Consider the following 18,128-nt stretch of genomic DNA (forward strand, 5'->3'; position numbering starts at 1 on the left):
GCCGGGCACGCACTCAGTGCCCCTCGCCCCCTGTATGTGGCGCTGCCGGCGCCGGTCCGGCGTGCGGCTTGCGCTCGAATTTGCGCGCGAAGGTGCGCAGGATGACGTAGAACACCGGCGTGAGGAACAGGCCGAAGAAGGTCACGCCCAGCATGCCGGCGAACACGGCCACACCCATCGCGTGCCGCATTTCCGACCCGGCCCCGCTGGAGAACACCAGAGGCAGCACGCCCATGATGAAAGCGATGGACGTCATCAGGATGGGCCGCAGCCGCAGGCGGCAGGCTTCCAGCGCCGCCTGCAGGATGGTGCGGCCGTGGTCCTCCAGCTCGCGCGCGAATTCCACGATCAGGATGGCGTTTTTCGACGCCAGTCCCACCAGCACGAACAGCGCAATCTGCGTGAACACGTTGTTGTCGCCGCCGGTGAGCTTCACGCCGGCCAGCGCGCACAGGATGGACATGGGCACGATCAGGATCACCGCCAGCGGCAAGGTCCAGCTCTCGTACTGCGCCGCCAGCACCAGGAACACCAGCAGCACGCACAGCGGGAACACGTAGACCATGGTGTTCCCGGACAGGATGTCCTGGTAGGTCAGCTCGGTCCATTCGTAGCCGATCCCCTTGGGCAGCACTTCGCGCGCCAGCTTCTCCAGCGCTTCCTGCGCCTGCCCGGAAGACACGCCCGGCGCCGGGCCGCCGTTCAGGTCCGCCGCCACGTAAGCGTTGTAGCGCTGCACCATGTCCGGCCCGTAGGTGTCGCTGACCCGCATCAGCGACGACAGCGGTATCATCTCGCCGCGGTCGCTGCGCACCTTGAGCTGGGCAATCTGCTCCACGCGCGAGCGGAACTGCGCATCGGCCTGCACCCGCACCTGGTAGGTGCGGCCGAACTGGTTGAAGTCGTTCACGTAAAGGGAGCCAAGGTTGATCTGCAAGGTCTGGTAGATGGTGGGCAGCGCCACCCCCAATTGCTTGGCGCGGGTGCGGTCGATGTCGGCGAACAGCTGCGGCACATTGATCTGGTAGCTGGAGAACACGCCCGCCAGCTTCGGCTCCTGCCAGGCTTTCATCTGCAGGGCCTGCACCGCCTTGTACAACTCGTCATAGCCCAGGTTGCCCCGGTCTTCTATCATCATCTTGAAGCCGCCGATGGTGCCCAGGCCGTTCACCGGCGGCGGCGGGAACACCATGATGAACGCGTCCTGGATGGCGCCCATGCGCTTGTTTACTTCGGCAGCGATGCCGAGCCCGGATTCGGCGTCGCCGTGCCGTTCATGGAAGGGTTTCAGGCCGATGAAGACGATGCCCGCGTTGGGAGCGTTGGTGAAGCCGTTGATCGACAGGCCGGGAAATGCGATCGAGTCCTGCACGCCGGGCACGCCAGTGGCGACGTCGGACATGCGCCGGATCACCGCGTCGGTGCGGTCCAGCGACGCGGCGTCCGGCAGTTGCGCGAAGCCGACCAGGTATTGCTTGTCCTGCCCCGGCACGAAACCTTCCGGCACGGCGCGGAACATCAGGCCGGCCGCCACCACCAGCAGCAGGTAGACGCCGACCGCGCCCGCTTTGCGTTTCAGCACCCCTCCCACGCCATCCTCGTAGCGCGCCGAGGCGCGCCCGAACACCTTGTTAAACCAGTGGAAGAAGCGGCCGAACAGCTTGTCCATCAGCCGCGTCAGCGGATCTTTCGGCGCGTCGTGCGGCTGCAGCAGCGAGGCGGCCAGCGCCGGCGCCAGCGTGAGCGAACTGAAGGCCGAGATCACGGTCGAGATGGCGATGGTGAGCGCGAACTGACGGTAGAACTGGCCGGACAGGCCGGACACGAAGGCGATCGGCACGAACACGGCGCACAGCACCAGCGCAATGGCGATGATGGGCCCGCTCACTTCCTTCATGGCCTGGATGGTGGCGTCGTGCGGCGTGAGGCCGTTGGCGATATTGCGCTCCACGTTTTCCACCACCACGATGGCGTCGTCCACCACGATGCCGATCGCCAGCACCAGGCCGAACAGCGACAGCGTGTTGATGGAAAAGCCGAACATCAGCATCACCGCGAAGGTGCCGACAATCGACACCGGCACCGCCAGCAGCGGGATGATGGAGGCGCGCCAGGTTTGCAGGAACACGATCACCACCAGCACCACCAGCGCCACCGCTTCCAGCAGCGTATGGATCACGGCCTTGATCGATTCGCGCACGAACTGGGTCGGGTCGTAGACCACGTCGAAGTCCACGCCCTCCGGGAAGTCCTTCTTCAGTTCCGCCAGCGTCTTGCGCACGTCGGTCGAGAGCTGCAGCGCGTTGGCGCCGGGCGCCTCGAAAATGCCGATGGCGGCGGCCGACTTGTTGTTCAGCAGAGAACGCAGCGAATAAGAGTTGGAGCCCAGCTCCACCCGCGCCACGTCGCGCAGCAGCGTGGTGGCGCCGTCGCCGCTGGTCTTGACCACGATGGCGCCGAAGTCTTCCAGTGTTTTCAGCCGTCCCTGCGTGTTGACCGTGAGCTGGAACTCGGAGCCGCGCGACGGCGCCGCGCCGATCACGCCGGCCGCCACCTGCACGTTCTGCTCGCGGATGGCCTGCACCACGTCGTTGGCGGTGAGGTTGCGCGCGGCCACCTTCTGCGGGTCCAGCCACACGCGCATGGCGTAGTCGCCGGCGCCGAACAGCTGCACCTCGCCCATGCCCTGGATGCGCGCCAGTTGGTCCTTCACGTTCAGCACCGCGTAGTTGCGCAGGTAGACGTCGTCGTAGCGGCCGTTGGGCGAGACCAGGTGCGCCACCATGGTCAGGTTGGGCGAGGACTTCACGGTGGTCACGCCGATCTGCCGCACTTCTTCCGGCAGGCGCGGCAAGGCGCGCTGCACGCGGTTCTGCACCTGGGTCTCGGCCTGCTCCACATTGGTGCCGATCTTGAACGTCACCGTCAGCGCCAGCGAGCCGTCGGAGGTGTTCTTCGAGTCCATGTACAGCATGTTCTCGACGCCGTTGATCTGCTCCTCCAGCGGCGCGGCCACCGTTTCGGCAATGATCTTGGGGTTGGCGCCCGGGTACTGGGCGCGCACCACCACCGAGGGCGGCACCACGTCCGGGTACTCGGAAATGGGCAGTTCGATGATGGCGATCAGCCCCGCCACGAAGATGATGATGGACAGGACGGCGGCGAAGATGGGTTTATCGACGAAGAAGCGGGAGAAGTTCATTTCGTCCCCTCCGCCCTGGCAGCGCCGGCAGCGTCGGCCACCTTGGTTTCCTTGGCCGGCTTGGGCGGCGCCGCCGGGTCGTAATCCATGCCGACGATCTGCGGCGCGAGGGGCGCGCCCGGCCGCACGCGCTGCAGGCCGCCGACCACGATCTTCTCCCCGCGCTGCAGGCCGGAGCGCACCACCCGCAGGCCGTCGACCGTGGGGCCGAGCGATACCGGGCGGTATTCGGCCTTGCTGTCCTTGCCCACCACGAAGACGAACTTGCGGTTCTGGTCCGTGCCCACGGCGCGCTCGTTGATCAGCAGCGCCTGGCTTGCCTTGCCGTCCTTGCCGCCGCTGACCTGCACCCGCGCGAACAGGCCGGGCACCAGCGTGTTGTCCGCATTGACGAAGGTGGCGCGCATGCGCACGCTGCCGGACTGCGGGTCGAGCCGGTTGTCGACGAACTCCAGTTTGCCTTCGTGCGGGAAGCCCTGCTCGTTGGCCAGCCCCACCCGCACCGGTACCGCCGTGCCCTTGTGCGCCAGCGGCGCCACGCGCAGATAGGTTTCCTCGTCGCCGTCGAAGCTGGCGTAGATCTTGTCGACCGAGACCACGGAAGTCAGCACCGCCGTGGTGTCGACCAGGTTGCCGACGGTGATTTCAGCCTTGCTGACACGGCCCGCGATGGGCGACTGCACCCGCGTGTAGCCCATGTTCAGGCGCGCCGTTTCCAATGCCGCCTGGGCGCCGCGCAGGTCCGCGTCCAGCTCTTTCAGCCCGGCGGCGCGCTCGTCCAGCTCGCGCTGGGCGATGGCGCGGTCGGCGTACAGGCGCTCGGCGCGGGTCAGTTCCAGCTTGGCCAGTTCGGCCTTGGCGCGGTTGGATGCCACCGCCGCTTCGGCCCCGCTCAGCGCCGCCTGGTAGGGACGCGTATCGATCACGAACAGCGCGTCGCCCTTGCGCACGATGCTGCCCGGCGTGAAGTTGACGGCGGTGATATAGCCGCCCACGCGCGGCCGCACTTCGACCCGCTCGATGGCCTCCAGCCGGCCCGAAAATTCCTGGGTCTCGGTGATTTCTTTCTCCACCACCAGCGCGGCGGACACCGGCGCCCCGCCCTGCGGCGGCGCCTCCTTCGGCTTCTCGCCGCAAGCGCCTAACAAGGCGAGCGGCAAGGCGAGCGGCAAAACAAACGGCAATACGGCCAGCAATGACTGTTTCATGGCTTTCCTTCGCTGTCGATTCTGCAAAGAGTCTAGCGAGAAAAGCAATGAAACGCGAGTTAAACGATGTTAAAAAAAACGGCGCCATCACTGGCGCCGTCAAGGGCAAAACGAGAACTACCGGTATAGGATTAACTCAAAATTACTTGGATGCAACAGCCAGCGGTGCGCCGGCATCCCAGCCGCCGCCCAGCGAACGGATCAGCGCCACGGTGGTGACCGCGCGGCTGCCGCGCAGCTGTACCGCCGCGCGTTCCACGCTGGCCAGGTTGCGCTGCGCGTCCAGCAGGTCCAGGTAGCTGGAGCGGCCGGCCGTGTACAGCTTTTGCGCCAGGTCCGCCGAGCGGCGCGCCGAGACCAGCGCGTCGTCGATTTCCTGGGTCTGGCCGGACAGGATGCGCAGGCCGGCCAGGTTGTCTTCCACCTCGGCGAACGCGGTGAGCACGCTCTGGCGGTAGCTGGCGACCGATTCTTCCAGCGCCGCTTCGCTGCGCACCACGTTGTTCTTGTTGCGGCCGCCGTCGATCAGCGGCATGGACATCAGCGCGCCCAGTACCCAGGAACGGCTGCTCCACTTGAACACTTCCGAGAACGTGCCGGCTGCGCCGCCGCCGTTGGCGTTGATGTTCAGCGCCGGGAACATGGCCGCGCGGGCCACGCCAATGCGGGCGTTGGACGCCTCCATGGCGCGCTGCGCGGAGGCAATGTCCGGGCGGCGCTCCAGCAGCGCCGACGGCAGGCCGGCCGGGATGGCCGGCAGCAGCGACGAGTCCAGCAGCGGACTCACGCCTGCCGTGAAGTCGGCCGCCGGTTTGCCCAGCAGCACGGCCAGCGCGTGCTCGGTGGTCACCCGGGTGCGCTGCAGGCCGATGGCTTCGGCGCGCGAGGTGGCCAGTTCGGTCTTGGCGCGCGACAGGTCGAATTCGCCGATGTCGCCCAGGTCGAAGCGGCGCTGGTTGACCTTCACGTTTTCTTCGCGCAGGCGCACGGTCTGCTCCAGGGTGGCCAGTTCGGCGTCGGTGGCGCGCAGCCGGAAGTAAGTCTGCGCCACGTCGGCCTGCACCGCCAGCAGCACCGAGCGGTAGGTCGCTTCCACCGAAGCGGCATCGCTGCGGGCGGCGTCCACGCCGGACGATACGCGGCCGAACAGGTCGACCTCGTAGCTGGCGGTCAGGCTGGCGGTGTAGCTGGTTTGCGGCGCCACCGGCGAGCCGGCCGGCAGGCCGAGCGACTGCGCCGAGTTGCGGGCGCGCTGGGCGCCCACGCCCACGCCGACCTGCGGAATGCGATCCGCTTCGGCGATGCCGGCGATGGCGCGCGCCTGCTTGACGCGGGCGGCCGCCACGGCCAGGTTGGCGTTGGCCTTGGTGGCTTCGCCGATCAGCTGGTTCAGGGCCGGGTCGTTGAAGGCCAGCCACCATTCGCCGCGCGGCTGCTGCTCGGCAGGCTGCGCCTGCTTCCAGCGGCTGCCGTCGGCGGCGGTCTGCACCGCGTTGGCCGAGGTCTGGCCTTCCTTGAAGGCGCTCGGCACGGCGATGTCCGGCTGTTTGAAAGCCGGCGCGGCGCAGGCGGTCAGCAGCAGCGCTGCCACCAGTGGCGCCACGCCCTTGCCGATCATATTCGCGATCATATTCATATTAGTGAGTCCCTTCCAGTTTGGCAGGCGCCGCTGGGGCGTCGGCCGGGGATTTCTTCTCCATGCGCTGGGCCAGCGTGCGCAGCAGGACATAGAACACAGGCGTGAGGAACAGGCCGAAGAAGGTCACGCCCAGCATGCCGGCAAACACCGCCACACCCATGGCGTGGCGCATTTCCGAACCGGCGCCGCTCGAGAACACCAGGGGCACGACACCCATGATGAAAGCGATCGACGTCATCAGGATCGGACGCAGACGCAGGCGGCAGGCTTCCAGGGCGGCTTGCAGCACGGTGCGGCCATGGTCTTCCAGTTCGCGGGCGAATTCCACAATCAGAATAGCATTCTTCGACGCCAACCCCACCAGCACGAACAGCGCAATCTGGGTGAAGATGTTGTTGTCGCCGCCGGTCACCTTGACGCCGATCAGGGCGCACAGGATGGACATCGGCACGATCAGGATCACCGCCAGCGGCAGGGTCCAGCTCTCGTACTGGGCAGCCAGCACCAGGAACACCAGCAGCACGCACAGCGGGAACACATAGATCATGGTGTTACCAGACAGGATCTCCTGGAAAGTCAAATCAGTCCACTCGTAGGCTATCCCTTTTGGCAGAGTCTCTTTGGCGATCTGCTCGAAGATGGCTTGCGCGGTGCCCGAAGAAACGCCCGGCGCCGGGCCGCCGTTCATGTCGGCCGACACGTAGGCGTTGTAACGCTGCACGCGGTCCGGGCCGTAGCTGTCCTTGACGCGCATCAGCGACGACAGCGGAATCATCTCGCCCTTGTCGTTGCGCACTTTCAGCTGCGAGATCTGCTCGGCCTGCGAACGGAACGGCGCGTCAGCCTGCACGCGCACCTGATAGGTGCGGCCGAACTGGTTGAAGTCGTTCACGTACAGCGAACCCAGGTTGATCTGCAAGGTCTGGTAGATGGTCGCCAGCGGCACGCCCAGCTGCTTGGCCTTGGTGCGGTCCACGTCCGCGAACAGCTGCGGCACGTTGATCTGGAAGCTGGAGAACACGCCTTGCAGCTGCGGATTGCCCCACGCCTTCATCTGCATCGCCTGGCTGGCCTTATACAGTTCGTCGTAGCCGACGTTGCCGCGGTCTTCCAGCATCATCTTGAAGCCGCCGATGGTGCCCAGGCCGTTGACCGGCGGCGGCGGGAACACCATCACGAACGCGTCCTGCACGGCGCCCATGCGCTTGTTGATCTCGGCGGCGATGGCTTCGGCCGACTGGCTCTTGTCCTTGCGCTCGTGGAACGGTTTCAGCGTGGTGAACACGATGCCCGAGTTAGGCGCATTGGTGAAGCCGTTGATCGACAGGCCGGGGAACGCCACGCTGGCTTCCACGCCAGGGATTTCCTGGGCGATGGCCGACATTTTCTTGATCACGGCGTCGGTGCGGTCCAGCGAAGCGGCATCCGGCAGCTGGGCAAAGCCCACCAGGTACTGCTTGTCCTGGCCCGGCACGAAGCCCGACGGCACGGCCTTGAACATGAACACGGCGGCAATGGCCAGCAGCAGGTACACGCCCACTGCCGCCGATTTGCGGCGCAGCACGCCCTTCACGCCCACTTCATACTTGTCCGACGCGCGGCCGAAGAAGCGGTTGAACCAGGCGAAGAAGCGGCCGAAGATCTTGTCCATGCCGCGCGTCAGCGCGTCTTTCGGCGCGTCATGCGGTTTCAGCAGGGCTGCCGACAGGGCCGGGGCCAGCGTCAGCGAGCTGAATGCCGAGATCACGGTCGAGATGGCGATGGTCAGCGCGAACTGGCGGTAGAACTGGCCGGTCAGGCCGGACACGAAAGCGATCGGTACGAACACGGCGCACAGCACCAGCGCGATGGCGATAATCGGGCCGCTCACCTCTTTCATGGCCTGGATGGTCGCGTCGCGCGGGGTCAGGCCGTTGGCGATGTTGCGCTCAACGTTCTCCACCACCACGATGGCGTCATCGACCACGATACCGATGGCCAGCACCAGGCCAAACAGCGACAGCGTGTTGATCGAGAAGCCGAACGCGATCATCACCGCGAAGGTGCCCACCACCGACACCGGCACCGCCAGCAGCGGGATGACGGAGGCGCGCCAGGTTTGCAGGAAGATGATCACCACCAGCGCCACCAGCACGATCGCTTCGATCAGCGTGTGGATTACGGAGTCGATCGACTCGCGCACGAATTGGGTTGGGTCGTACACAATGCTGTATTCGACGCCTTCCGGAAAATCTTTCGACAGCTCGGCCATCTTGGCGCGCACGTCCGAGGACAGCTGCAGCGCGTTGGCGTTGGGCGCTTCGAAAATTGGGATCGCCACGGCGGACTTGTTGTTCAGCAGCGAGCGCAGGGCGTAGGAGTTCGAGCCCATTTCCAGGCGCGCCACATCCTTGAGCAAGGTGACAGCGCCGTCGGCGTTGGTCTTGACGATGATGTTGCCGAATTCCTCGACGCTTTGCAGGCGGCCCTGGGTGTTGACCGTCAGCTGGAAGTCGGCGTCCTTGGCCGGACCCTGGCCGATCACGCCGGCGGCGACCTGCACGTTCTGCTCGCGGATCGAAGCCACCACGTCGCCGGCGGTCAGGTTGCGCGCCGCCACCTTCTGCGGGTCGAGCCAGACGCGCATGGCGTAGTCGCCGGAACCGAACAGCTGGACTTCGCCCATGCCGTTGATGCGGGCCAGCTGGTCCTTCACGTTCAGCACCGCGTAGTTGCGCAGGTACAGGTCGTCATAACGGCCGTCCGGCGACTGCAGGTGGACCACCATGGTCAGGTTGGGCGAGGACTTGACGGTCGTCACGCCGATCTGGCGCACCTCTTCCGGCAGGCGCGGCAGCGCGCGCTGGACGCGGTTCTGCACCTGGGTTTCGGCCTGCTCGACGTTGGTGCCGATCTTGAACGTCACGGTCAGCGCCAGCGCGCCGTCCGAGGTGTTCTGCGACGACATGTAGAGCATGTTCTCGACGCCGTTGATCTGCTCTTCCAGCGGCGCGGCCACGGTTTCGGCAATGATCTTCGGATTGGCGCCCGGATACTGCGCGCGCACCACCACGGAGGGCGGCACCACGTCCGGATACTCGGAGATGGGCAGCTTGAAGATGGAGATCAATCCACCGACGAAAATGATGATCGATAAAACCGCCGCGAAGATCGGTTTATCGACAAAGAAGCGTGAAAAGTTCATGGGTTATTCCTTCGTTATAGCTTCGAAGTTACTGCTTCGAAGTGCTGCCTGCCTTGGCGGCTGCGGCGGCGACTTTCTCTTCTTTTTTAGCTTCAGGCTTGGCGGGGGCCGGGGCCAGTGGATCGAAATCCATCTTCACGATTTCCGCCGTCACCGGGGCGCCTGGACGCACGCGCTGCAGGCCGTTGACCACGATCTTCTCGCCCGGCTTCAGGCCGTCGCGCACCACGCGCAGGCCGTCGATTTGCGGGCCCAGCGTGACCGGACGGTATTCGGCCTTGCTGTCGGCGCCGACCACGAACACGAACTTGCGGTTCTGGTCCGTGCCCACGGCGCGGTCGTTGATCAGCAGCGCTGGCTTGCCGGCGCCGGCGCCTTCCAGCTGCACGCGGGCGAACAGGCCGGGCACCAGCGCGTTGTCGGCGTTGGCGAAGGTGGCGCGCATGCGCACCGAGCCGCTGCGCGGGTCGAGCTGGTTGTCCACGAATTCCAGCTTGCCTTCGTGCGGGAAGCCGGTTTCATTGGCCAGGCCCACTTTCACGGTGACCGGCTGGCCCTTGTTGGCGGCGGTGCCCACGCGCAGGAAGGTGTCTTCATCGCCGTCGAAGCTGGCGTAGATTTTCTCCAGCGAGACCACGGAGGTCAGCACGGCCGACGCATCGACCAGGTTGCCCAGCGTGATTTCCGCTTTCGACACGCGGCCGTTGATCGGCGAGGTCACCTGCGTGTAGGCCACGTTCAGGCGCGCCGCTTCGGCTTGCGCCGTGGCGGCGCGCGCATTGGCGTCCAGCTCTTTCAGGCTGGAGGATTTCTCGTCGTACTCGCGCTGGGCGATGGCCTTGTCGGCCAGCAGCTTCTCGGCGCGGGCCAGTTCCAGCTTGGCCAGGTCGGCCTTGGCGCGCGCCGAATTGGCGGCTGCCTCGGCACGGCTCAGTTCAGCCTGGTAAGGACGGGCGTCGATCTGGAACAGCACGTCGCCCTTCTTGACTTCGCTGCCCGGCTTGAAGTTGACGGCAGTGATGAAGCCGCTCACGCGGGAACGGATCTCGACGCGCTCGATCGCTTCCAGGCGGCCGGAAAACTCCTGGGTCTCGGTAATGTTCTTCTCCACCACGGCGGCGGCGGAGATCGGCGGGCCGCCGGCGGCCGGCGCTTCGGCGGTCTTGCCATTGGCGGTATCGCATCCTGCAAGGCTGACCGCTGCCAGCCCTGCTACAACCATTGCGGCGGCCAACGGGCGCAGCAAGGCGGTGAATGATTTTTCGTTTTTCATATTAATCCCTTTTTGTATGAAAATTTTTAATAGATGCGGCGATACCGCCCGGCACTGCAAATCGTAGGGACAAGACAGCCCCACCGCGCACACGGCGCGGAAAATTGTTACTGCATGGAAATCGGACGTTTACCAATATACCGGCAGGCCGGCAATAAGTAAACGTAAATGTTTATTTACTCATGACGGCGGCAGCTCCGTCCCATCCAGGGCGGCAATGAAGCCGGCAATTTCGCTCAGTGCGAACACCTTGCACGCACATTCGTTGCGTGCCTCGACGTCGGACACGGGCGCCGAGGGCAGGCGCCGCACGGTGGTCTTGATGCCGCAGGAGATCAGCTTGGTGCCGTATTGTTCAGCTTCATCGCGTAAGGGGTCGTCCTCGCCGGACAGGATCAGCGCCGGCGGCAGGTTCTTCAGCCGGCTCGACTGCAGCGGCGAAGCATAAGGATGCGTACGGTCGGCCGCATTGGGCAGATAACCGCGATAGCCGGCGGCGCAGACATCGGCCGCCTTGGCCTTGTCGGTGCATGTCGGCAGCTCCCGCATGGAGCTGCTCGACAGGCCCGGGTCCAGCATGGGCATGATGAGGATCTGGCCCGACAGCGCCGGGCCGCCGCGGTCGCGCGACATCAGCGAACTGACGGCGGCCAGGTTGGCGCCGGCTTCGATGCCGGCCACCACCAGGCGCTTGCCATTCCAGCCCAGCTTGGTTTTGTTCTTCTTGGCCCACAGCAGTACCGCGTGGGCATCTTCCACCGCCGCCGGGAAGGGGCTGGTGGTGGCAAGGGTGTAATTGCTGGCCAGTACCAGGTAGCCGGAGTTGCAGCTGACCAGGCCGCGCAGGAACTCGTCCGCCTCGTCCAGGTCGCCGCTGACAAAACCGCCGCCGGGGAAAAAGACGATCAGCGTATCGCGCTTGCCGGTCGGCGCACCCGAAAATGCGCCGCTGTACAGGCGGGCGGCCAACGGGCCATGGGCCCCGGCCACTTCGATATCACGCATCTTCAGCTGCGCCGGCACCGGATCCATCATTGCTGCACCGCCGCAGAATTGCTCTTGGCCAGGCTGTCCGCATTGGCCACCATGCCACCGCCGATGACCTCGTGGGTCAGCGCGTTGACGCCACGAACTTCCGTACCGGCAGCGGCCGAGTACAAGTCGGTGTACATCATTCCGGCCAAGGCGAACGAGCTCAGCGCTAACGCGATCGTTGCAAAGATTCCATCCCGATGTTTCATGGTAAAACTCCTAGTGGCACTGCGTTACATTTCTGCATGCATGAACTATAGTCTTGATCTACAATCCGATAAATAGCTCGAAGTCGAATTGATTGTTCAGAATCCCGAACAATAAGGAAATAGATGAACAAACTGCTAGCAATGGAAGTGTTCGTGCAGGTGGTCGACGCGGGCGGCTTCACGCGTGCCGCCGAAAACATGCAACTGCCCAAGGCCACCGTGTCGACCCTGGTGCAAGGACTGGAAACCGTCCTCGCGGTCAAGCTGCTGCACCGCACCACGCGCCAGATCAGCGTCACCGCCGACGGCGCCGCCTATTACGAACGCTGCCTGCGCATCCTGTCCGACGTGCGCGAGGCCGAGGAATCGCTGTCGCGCACCAAGCTCAGCCCCAGCGGACGGCTGCGGGTGGACGCGCCCACCGGCCTGGCCAGTGAAGTGCTAGTGCCTGCCCTGCCCGACTTCTTCGAGCGCTACCCGGACATCACGCTGGAACTGGGCTGCAGCGACCGCCCGGTGGACCTGATCGAGGAAGGCGTCGATTGCGCGGTGCGCGGCGGCGTCCTGGGCGATTCGGCGCTGATCGCGCGCCGCATTGGTGTGCTCAGCTTCGTCACCTGCGCCGCCCCCTCTTATCTGCAGCGCTACGGCGTGCCGCAGCACCCGCGCGACCTCGAGCGCCACCGCTGCGTCAATTACTTCTCGGCCAAGACCGGCAAAATCTACGACTGGGACTTTACGCTGAACGGCGAACGCATCCAGACGCCGCTGCCGGGCGTCATCGCGCTCAACGACAGCAACGCCTACGTGGCGGCCGGGCTGGCCGGGCTGGGCATCGTGCAGATGACCGACTTTGCGCTGGAAGAATACCTGCGCGACGGCCGCCTGGTGCAGGTGCTGGCCGACTGGATTACCGACCCGATCCCGATTCATGTAGTCTATCCGCAGAACCGCCACCTGTCGGCCAAGGTCCGCGTGTTCGTGGAATGGGTGGCCGAGCATTTTGCCGCCCATCCCGGCATGCGCATCCGGACCACGCCCAACTTCCTTCCCACACAGCAGGCAGCCTGATGAACGATCACAATATAGTCTTCCTCGACCGCGAAAGCCTGATCGCCAACGTGCGCCGCCCCGGCTTCAGCCATAGCTGGACCGAGTTCGCGGCCACCGCGGCCGGCGACGCCGCCAGCCGCCTGGCCGGCGCCAGCATCGCCATCACCAACAAGGTGCCGCTGCGCGCGGACACGCTGGCGCGGCTGCCGGACCTGAAGATGATCGCCGTGGCCGCCACCGGCACCGACATCATCGACCTGGCCGCCTGCCGGGAGCGCGGCATCGTGGTGTCCAACATCCGCAACTACGCCTACGCCACCTTGCCGGAACACGTGTTCGCCATGATCCTGGCGCTGCGCCGCAATCTGCTGGCCTACCGGGCCGACGTGCAGGCCGGCAAGTGGCAGAAGTCCGACAAGTTCTGCCTGTTCGACCACCCCATCGCCGACCTGGCCGGCAGCAAACTGGGCCTGCTGGGCTATGGCGCACTGGGGCAGGCGGTGGCCCGGCTGGGGCGCGCCTTCGGCATGGACATCCTGGTGCACAAGCGCACCCCGGTGGAAGAAGACGGCGTCAGGAACGTGTCGTGGGACGAGCTGCTGGAAAGCTCTGACGTGCTCAGCCTGCATGCCCCGCTGAACGACCAGACCCGCAACTGCATCGCTGCGCCCGAGCTGAAACGGATGAAGCGCTCCGCCCTGCTGATCAACACCGCGCGCGGCGGCCTGGTGGACGAGGCCGCGCTGGCCAGGGCGCTGACCACCGGCGTGATCGCCGGCGCGGGCTTCGACGTGCTGGTCAAGGAGCCGCCGCCGGAGGACAACGTGCTGCTCAACCTGCACCTGCCCAACTTCATCCTGACCCCGCACATCGCCTGGGCCAGCACGCAAGCGATGCAGATCCTGGCCGACCAGCTGATCGACAACATCGAGGCTTTCGTGGCCGGCAAACCGGCCAATGTCGTGGCATAGGGGCCGGCCAAAGACTGTTGCAACAGGAAAAACAGCGTGATGCTCATGCCGGCCTGTGAAAAGGACAGGCCGATCGCCACGCCGCTCATCCAGGTCCGCAGCTTGTCGATTTCCTATTTCAGGTCGCCCTGTCAAGCCAGCTCCAGCCACTGTGCGCCGGCATGCTGCAGACATGCCTGAGCAGCATCAAGCTGTAGCTCAGCCGCAGGCTTGCCGGCGCGGCGCGTGCCTCATGCAAGCGGCCAACAGCCTGGCCGCCGGCTTCATTTCTTCGATATTTTCTTGTGAATCTCGCCGACCGCCATCAAGCCGGCGGACGAGTAAAAGGCATGGTATTCGGCGACCATTTCACCGTTGACGATGACGGGATCGGTGGCCACCAGCTGTTTCGCTTCTGCGATATCCGCAGTCGCCATCACGAACAGGCCGCGCCAGCCGTCGACGCCGTCCAGCGGACCGGCCAGCGCCAGCTTTTTCTCGTCTGACAAGCGCTGCATATTGGCGAAGTGGCCCTTGAACATCTCGGTGCGCTCGGCGCCGGCGGGCATCTTCTTCGGTCCGGACTTGAGAATGACCAGCACGTACTTCTTCATGCCCATTTCATCGCCGCCCAGCGACTTGGCCAGTTCCGGGTCGCTTTGCGCTGCGGCCGGCAGTGACGACAGGGCCAGCAGGCCGCACAGGATGGCCAAGGATTGTTTCCACATGGTTTTGCTCCCTTCTTATAAGAATATTTCAGCACACTAACACAGCGTCCGCCGGCGCCATGGCGTGCAAGCGCGCACCGCTGCCGGTGCAGATCCGCTAGTATCTTTGATCGATACAAGATTGTCAGGTTTAATCAATGAAAGCTCAGCTGCTGGAAGATATAGGCGATAGCCACCCGCCGCCACCGCTGCCCCCATTACCGTCCAGGCAGCAGCAAGCGGCGCGTACGCCGCCCTCGCCGCCATCACTGCCTTGGCCTCCGCCCCCGCCAGCAGTGCCGCCAGTGGCCCCGCGCGCGGCCGGCGCGCCGCAAGGCACAGCGCAACCTGCGCGCGAGGGCGTCTGGAGACGCGCGCAGGAGGCTGCACCACAAGCCGCGCCCCCGGCTGCGCAGGATGCCGCGACGGCGTCTGCACCAGAGGCAGCCCAGGATGGCGCGCCGGCGGCGCCGGCAGCTCCCGCATCGCCGCCGCCATGGTCCGACAATCCGTGGGTGTCCGAGCCGCCGCCCGTCTGGCACGTCCCGAGCGGCCCCGCCTACTCGCCCGCGCCCGATGAGCCGCACTGGTTCGACCGCTGGGGCCGCCGTGCCGCGACGGCAACCGCAGTAGTGCTGGCCACGCTCTCCATTGGCGGCGCCGGCCTATGGCTGTACAACGAGACCAAGATGGACAAATCGCTTTCCGTGCTGGCCAAGGCGCCCATCCCCGCGCGGCAGCTCAGGCCTGCGCCCAGCATCCCGCCGCAGCCAGGCGCCACGCAGGCAGCCCTCGCGGCGCCAGCCGGCACGCCGGCGGCGACGCCGTTAGCCGCCGCGCCGCCGGAGCTGGCGAACTCGGCAATTCCGGCCAGTCCAGCCACGCTGGCCGAACCAGCCGCCACCGCCGCCGCGCCGCCAGCCGATCCCGCGCCGCGCCTTGCCGGCAGCGCGCCGGAAAAGGACGCCGGCCAGGAGACAAACGAGGCCGGTGCCGCGCCCGAGCTGGAACGGCCCCGCAAGCGCGCCGCCGCGAAATCGAAGGCGGCGCCCGCCGCGCCGCCGCAAGCCAGGTATGCCAGTGAGAACACCAGGCGCCAGGACAAGTCGGCGCGCGCCGGCAGGCCGGAACGCGACAGCGGAATGGCATCGGGCGACCCGCTGAAGGAAACGCTCAGGCAATGCCGCGCCGCAGGCTACCACGCGACGCGGTGCGTCCAGCTCGGCTGCAATGCCACCAAATACGGACTCGTATGCAAGGGCGGGACTGCCGCGCGGCGCTAGACCGGGCCGGCCGGGTTCACCTCGTCGACCACCAGGCGGTGCGCGTGGTCGAACACCCACACCGTTTCATAGTCCACTTCGAACAGATGCCCGTCCGGGTCCTTGAAATAGCCCGCTACGCCCCAGTGCGTGCGGGTAGCCGGCTTGACGATGCTGCCGCCGGCCGCCGCCGCCCTGGCCAGGATGCGCGGCACGTCTTGCGCGCTTGGCGCCAGGTGGATCAGGGCGATGCCGGAAAAGCCGATCTTGTGCGGCGCCGGCTCCAGCGCATCGCTGGCAAGGTCGGCCCTGTTGATCAGGCACAGCGCGTAGCCGCCCATATCGAATTTGACGAATCCATCATTTCCGGTCGGCGACTTCGTCCAGCCCAGCGCCTCATAAAAGTGCGCCGCTTTCGGCACGCTTTCAACACCCAGCAGTATCAGGTGCATGCGCTGGCTGGGCGCCAGGGTGGCGCTTGCGCTGGAAGGGAATACATGGCCGGGTGGTTGGTCTAGCATGGGTTCCTCAGTTAGGGGGAATGGACAGGATATCGGCAAAATCAACCACCGCTTCGTCGCTGCCGTTCATATACAGGCGCTTCTGCCGGCGCGGATAGTCGCAGACATCCTGTTCCAGGTTGGTGCGCGCGGACAGCATCACCAGCGGCGCGCTGCCGGTGTTGTGGATGGTGTGCGCGGCGCCGTTCTTCGGAAAGCCGAGGAAGTCGCCGGCGCCGATGGCGTGGCGCTGCTCGTCAATCACCGCCTCGCCGCAGCCGGACAGGATGTAGAAGCACTGCTCTTCATACAGGTGGCGGTGGTATTCGGCATACTCGCGGCCGGGCGGCACCGTCAGCAGGTGAAAGCCCAGCCCGCTCAATCCCGTGGCCGCGCCCAGCGACCTGGATGTGCGCACCGCGTCCGGATTCAGCAGGTGGGTCTTGGTCTTGCCCGGCATGGCCGCGATGGCGGCGGCCGTCAGCAGTTCAGTTGGCGTCGCCATGGTTCACCTCGCGGGGTAGCTGCCCGGCAGCAGGATGTTCTGGTCCACCAGCGCCACGTCGCGCAGGCCGCAGAAGGCCATCGTCAGGTCCAGCTCGTTGCGGATGATCTCCAGGCAGCGCGTCACGCCCTGCTCGCCCATCGCCCCCAGCCCGTACAGGAACGGCCGCCCGATGTAGACGCCCTTGGCGCCCAGCGCCAGCGCCTTGATCACGTCCTGCCCGGAACGGATGCCGCCGTCCATGTGCACTTCGATCTGCTTGCCGACCGCCTCGGCAATGGCGGGCAAGGCGCCGATCGACGACTGCGCCCCGTCCAACTGGCGGCCGCCGTGGTTGGACACGATGAGCGCATCCGCGCCGGCCTCCACGCAATGGCGCGCGTCTTCCGCGTCCATGATGCCTTTGATGATGAGCTTGCCGCCCCAGCGCTGCTTGATCCACTCCACGTCCTTCCACGACAGGCTCAGGTCGAACTGCTGGCTGGTCCACGACGACAGCGAGGACATGTCCGACACCGACGTGGCGTGGCCGACGATATTGCCGAAGCTGCGCCGCCGCGTGCCCAGCATGCCCAGGCACCAGCGCGGCTTGGTGGCCAGGTTGAGCAGGTTGGCCAGCGTCAGCTTGGGCGGCGCCGACAGGCCGTTGCGGATGTCCTTGTGGCGCTGGCCCAGCACCTGCAGGTCCAGCGTCAGCACCAGCGCCGAGCAGCGCGCGGCCTTGGCGCGGTCGATCAGGCGGTTGATGAAGTCGCGGTCCTTCATCACGTACAGCTGGAACCAGAACGGTTTGCTGGTGTGCGCGGCCACGTCCTCGATCGAGCAGATGCTCATGGTCGACAGCGTGAACGGCACGCCGAACGCCTCGGCGGCGCGGGCGGCCAGGATTTCACCGTCGGCGTGCTGCATGCCGGTCAGCCCGGTCGGCGCCAGCGCCACCGGCATCGACACGGCCTGGCCCGCCATGCTGCCGGCCAGGCTGCGGTTTTCCAGGTTGACCGCCACCCGCTGGCGGAATTTGATGGCTTCGAAGTCGCTGCAGTTGGCGCGGTAGGTGGACTCGGTCCACGAACCGGCGTCGGCGTAGTCGTAGAACATGCGCGGCACGCGCTTTCGCGCCAGCACGCGCAAGTCTTCGACGCAGGTGATGATGGTCATGCAGTCTCCCCGAATTGCTATTTCAGCAAATGATAACAGGAAGCGCAGAAAGGCAAGGACAAACGAAAAGGGCCAGATCTTCCGATCTGGCCCTCGTATTCTGGTGCGGCTGGCAGGAATCGAACCCACGACCCCTTGGTTCGTAGCCAAGTACTCTATCCAGCTGAGCTACAGCCGCTATTTACTACTGGTGCATCTACAACGAAACTACGGAAAACTGGTGCGGCTGGCAGGAATCGAACCCAC

General features: G+C 65.7%; 14 protein-coding genes and 1 tRNA gene. 3 read left to right on the forward strand and 12 right to left on the reverse strand.

Annotated elements, in window-relative coordinates:
- Nucleotides 1-13: 13 nt before the first annotated feature.
- From AC6H42_RS13920 to AC6H42_RS13950, 7 genes are all read right to left on the reverse strand, one after another.
- Entirely contained in the window at nucleotides 14-3,202 is a 3,189-nt protein-coding gene (locus AC6H42_RS13920; protein ID WP_057156885.1) for an efflux RND transporter permease subunit, read from the reverse strand.
- Entirely contained in the window at nucleotides 3,199-4,410 is a 1,212-nt protein-coding gene (locus AC6H42_RS13925; protein WP_082552002.1) for an efflux RND transporter periplasmic adaptor subunit, read from the reverse strand. Before AC6H42_RS13925 ends, AC6H42_RS13920 begins: the two co-directional genes overlap by 4 nt.
- A gap of 142 nt (nucleotides 4,411-4,552) precedes the next feature.
- A complete protein-coding gene (locus tag AC6H42_RS13930) occupies nucleotides 4,553-6,046 on the reverse strand; it encodes an efflux transporter outer membrane subunit (RefSeq protein ID WP_497548297.1) in 1,494 nt (497 codons plus the stop codon).
- A gap of 1 nt (nucleotide 6,047) precedes the next feature.
- Nucleotides 6,048-9,233 (reverse strand): efflux RND transporter permease subunit, encoded by a 3,186-nt coding sequence (locus AC6H42_RS13935; protein WP_497548298.1) that lies wholly within the window; start codon nucleotides 9,231-9,233, stop codon nucleotides 6,048-6,050.
- A gap of 28 nt (nucleotides 9,234-9,261) precedes the next feature.
- Nucleotides 9,262-10,506 (reverse strand): efflux RND transporter periplasmic adaptor subunit, encoded by a 1,245-nt coding sequence (locus tag AC6H42_RS13940; protein ID WP_057156882.1) that lies wholly within the window; start codon nucleotides 10,504-10,506, stop codon nucleotides 9,262-9,264.
- Between the two features lie 180 nt (nucleotides 10,507-10,686).
- A complete protein-coding gene (locus AC6H42_RS13945) occupies nucleotides 10,687-11,541 on the reverse strand; it encodes an alpha/beta hydrolase (protein WP_373888194.1) in 855 nt (284 codons plus the stop codon).
- Nucleotides 11,538-11,747 carry a hypothetical protein gene (locus AC6H42_RS13950; protein WP_057156881.1) on the reverse strand — a complete coding sequence of 70 codons (210 nt, stop codon included), beginning with the start codon at nucleotides 11,745-11,747 and terminating at the stop codon, nucleotides 11,538-11,540. Before AC6H42_RS13950 ends, AC6H42_RS13945 begins: the two co-directional genes overlap by 4 nt.
- A gap of 123 nt (nucleotides 11,748-11,870) precedes the next feature.
- Here AC6H42_RS13950 and AC6H42_RS13955 point away from each other — a divergent pair, with 123 nt between their 5' ends.
- Entirely contained in the window at nucleotides 11,871-12,818 is a 948-nt protein-coding gene (locus tag AC6H42_RS13955; RefSeq protein WP_057156880.1) for a LysR family transcriptional regulator, read from the forward strand.
- Entirely contained in the window at nucleotides 12,818-13,771 is a 954-nt protein-coding gene (locus AC6H42_RS13960; RefSeq protein WP_057156879.1) for a D-2-hydroxyacid dehydrogenase, read from the forward strand. The genes AC6H42_RS13955 and AC6H42_RS13960 overlap by 1 nt, the downstream gene beginning before the upstream one ends.
- Before the next feature lie 263 nt (nucleotides 13,772-14,034).
- Here the strand turns inward: AC6H42_RS13960 and AC6H42_RS13965 are convergent, their stop codons facing one another.
- Complete coding sequence (locus AC6H42_RS13965) at nucleotides 14,035-14,478, reverse strand: YciI family protein (protein WP_497548299.1); 444 nt, start codon at nucleotides 14,476-14,478, stop codon at nucleotides 14,035-14,037.
- Nucleotides 14,479-14,762: 284 nt separating this feature from the next.
- On the opposite strand from AC6H42_RS13965, the gene AC6H42_RS13970 reads away from it, so the two are divergent.
- Entirely contained in the window at nucleotides 14,763-15,740 is a 978-nt protein-coding gene (locus AC6H42_RS13970; RefSeq protein WP_497548300.1) for a hypothetical protein, read from the forward strand.
- Here AC6H42_RS13970 and AC6H42_RS13975 read toward each other — a convergent pair.
- The 4 genes from AC6H42_RS13975 to AC6H42_RS13990 form a co-directional block, all read right to left on the reverse strand.
- Nucleotides 15,737-16,240 carry a VOC family protein gene (locus AC6H42_RS13975; RefSeq protein WP_497548301.1) on the reverse strand — a complete coding sequence of 168 codons (504 nt, stop codon included), beginning with the start codon at nucleotides 16,238-16,240 and terminating at the stop codon, nucleotides 15,737-15,739. The two genes, AC6H42_RS13970 and AC6H42_RS13975, sit on opposite strands and share 4 nt — an antisense overlap.
- 7 nt (nucleotides 16,241-16,247) lie before the next feature.
- Nucleotides 16,248-16,724 (reverse strand): cupin domain-containing protein, encoded by a 477-nt coding sequence (locus AC6H42_RS13980; RefSeq protein WP_497548302.1) that lies wholly within the window; start codon nucleotides 16,722-16,724, stop codon nucleotides 16,248-16,250.
- Nucleotides 16,725-16,727: 3 nt separating this feature from the next.
- Nucleotides 16,728-17,882 carry an alpha-hydroxy acid oxidase gene (locus AC6H42_RS13985; RefSeq protein ID WP_057156875.1) on the reverse strand — a complete coding sequence of 385 codons (1,155 nt, stop codon included), beginning with the start codon at nucleotides 17,880-17,882 and terminating at the stop codon, nucleotides 16,728-16,730.
- 101 nt (nucleotides 17,883-17,983) lie between these two features.
- Nucleotides 17,984-18,060 (reverse strand) — tRNA-Arg (locus tag AC6H42_RS13990).
- Nucleotides 18,061-18,128 lie beyond the last annotated feature (68 nt).

The sequence above is a fragment of the Massilia sp. NBRC 108631 genome, from assembly GCF_059704565.1.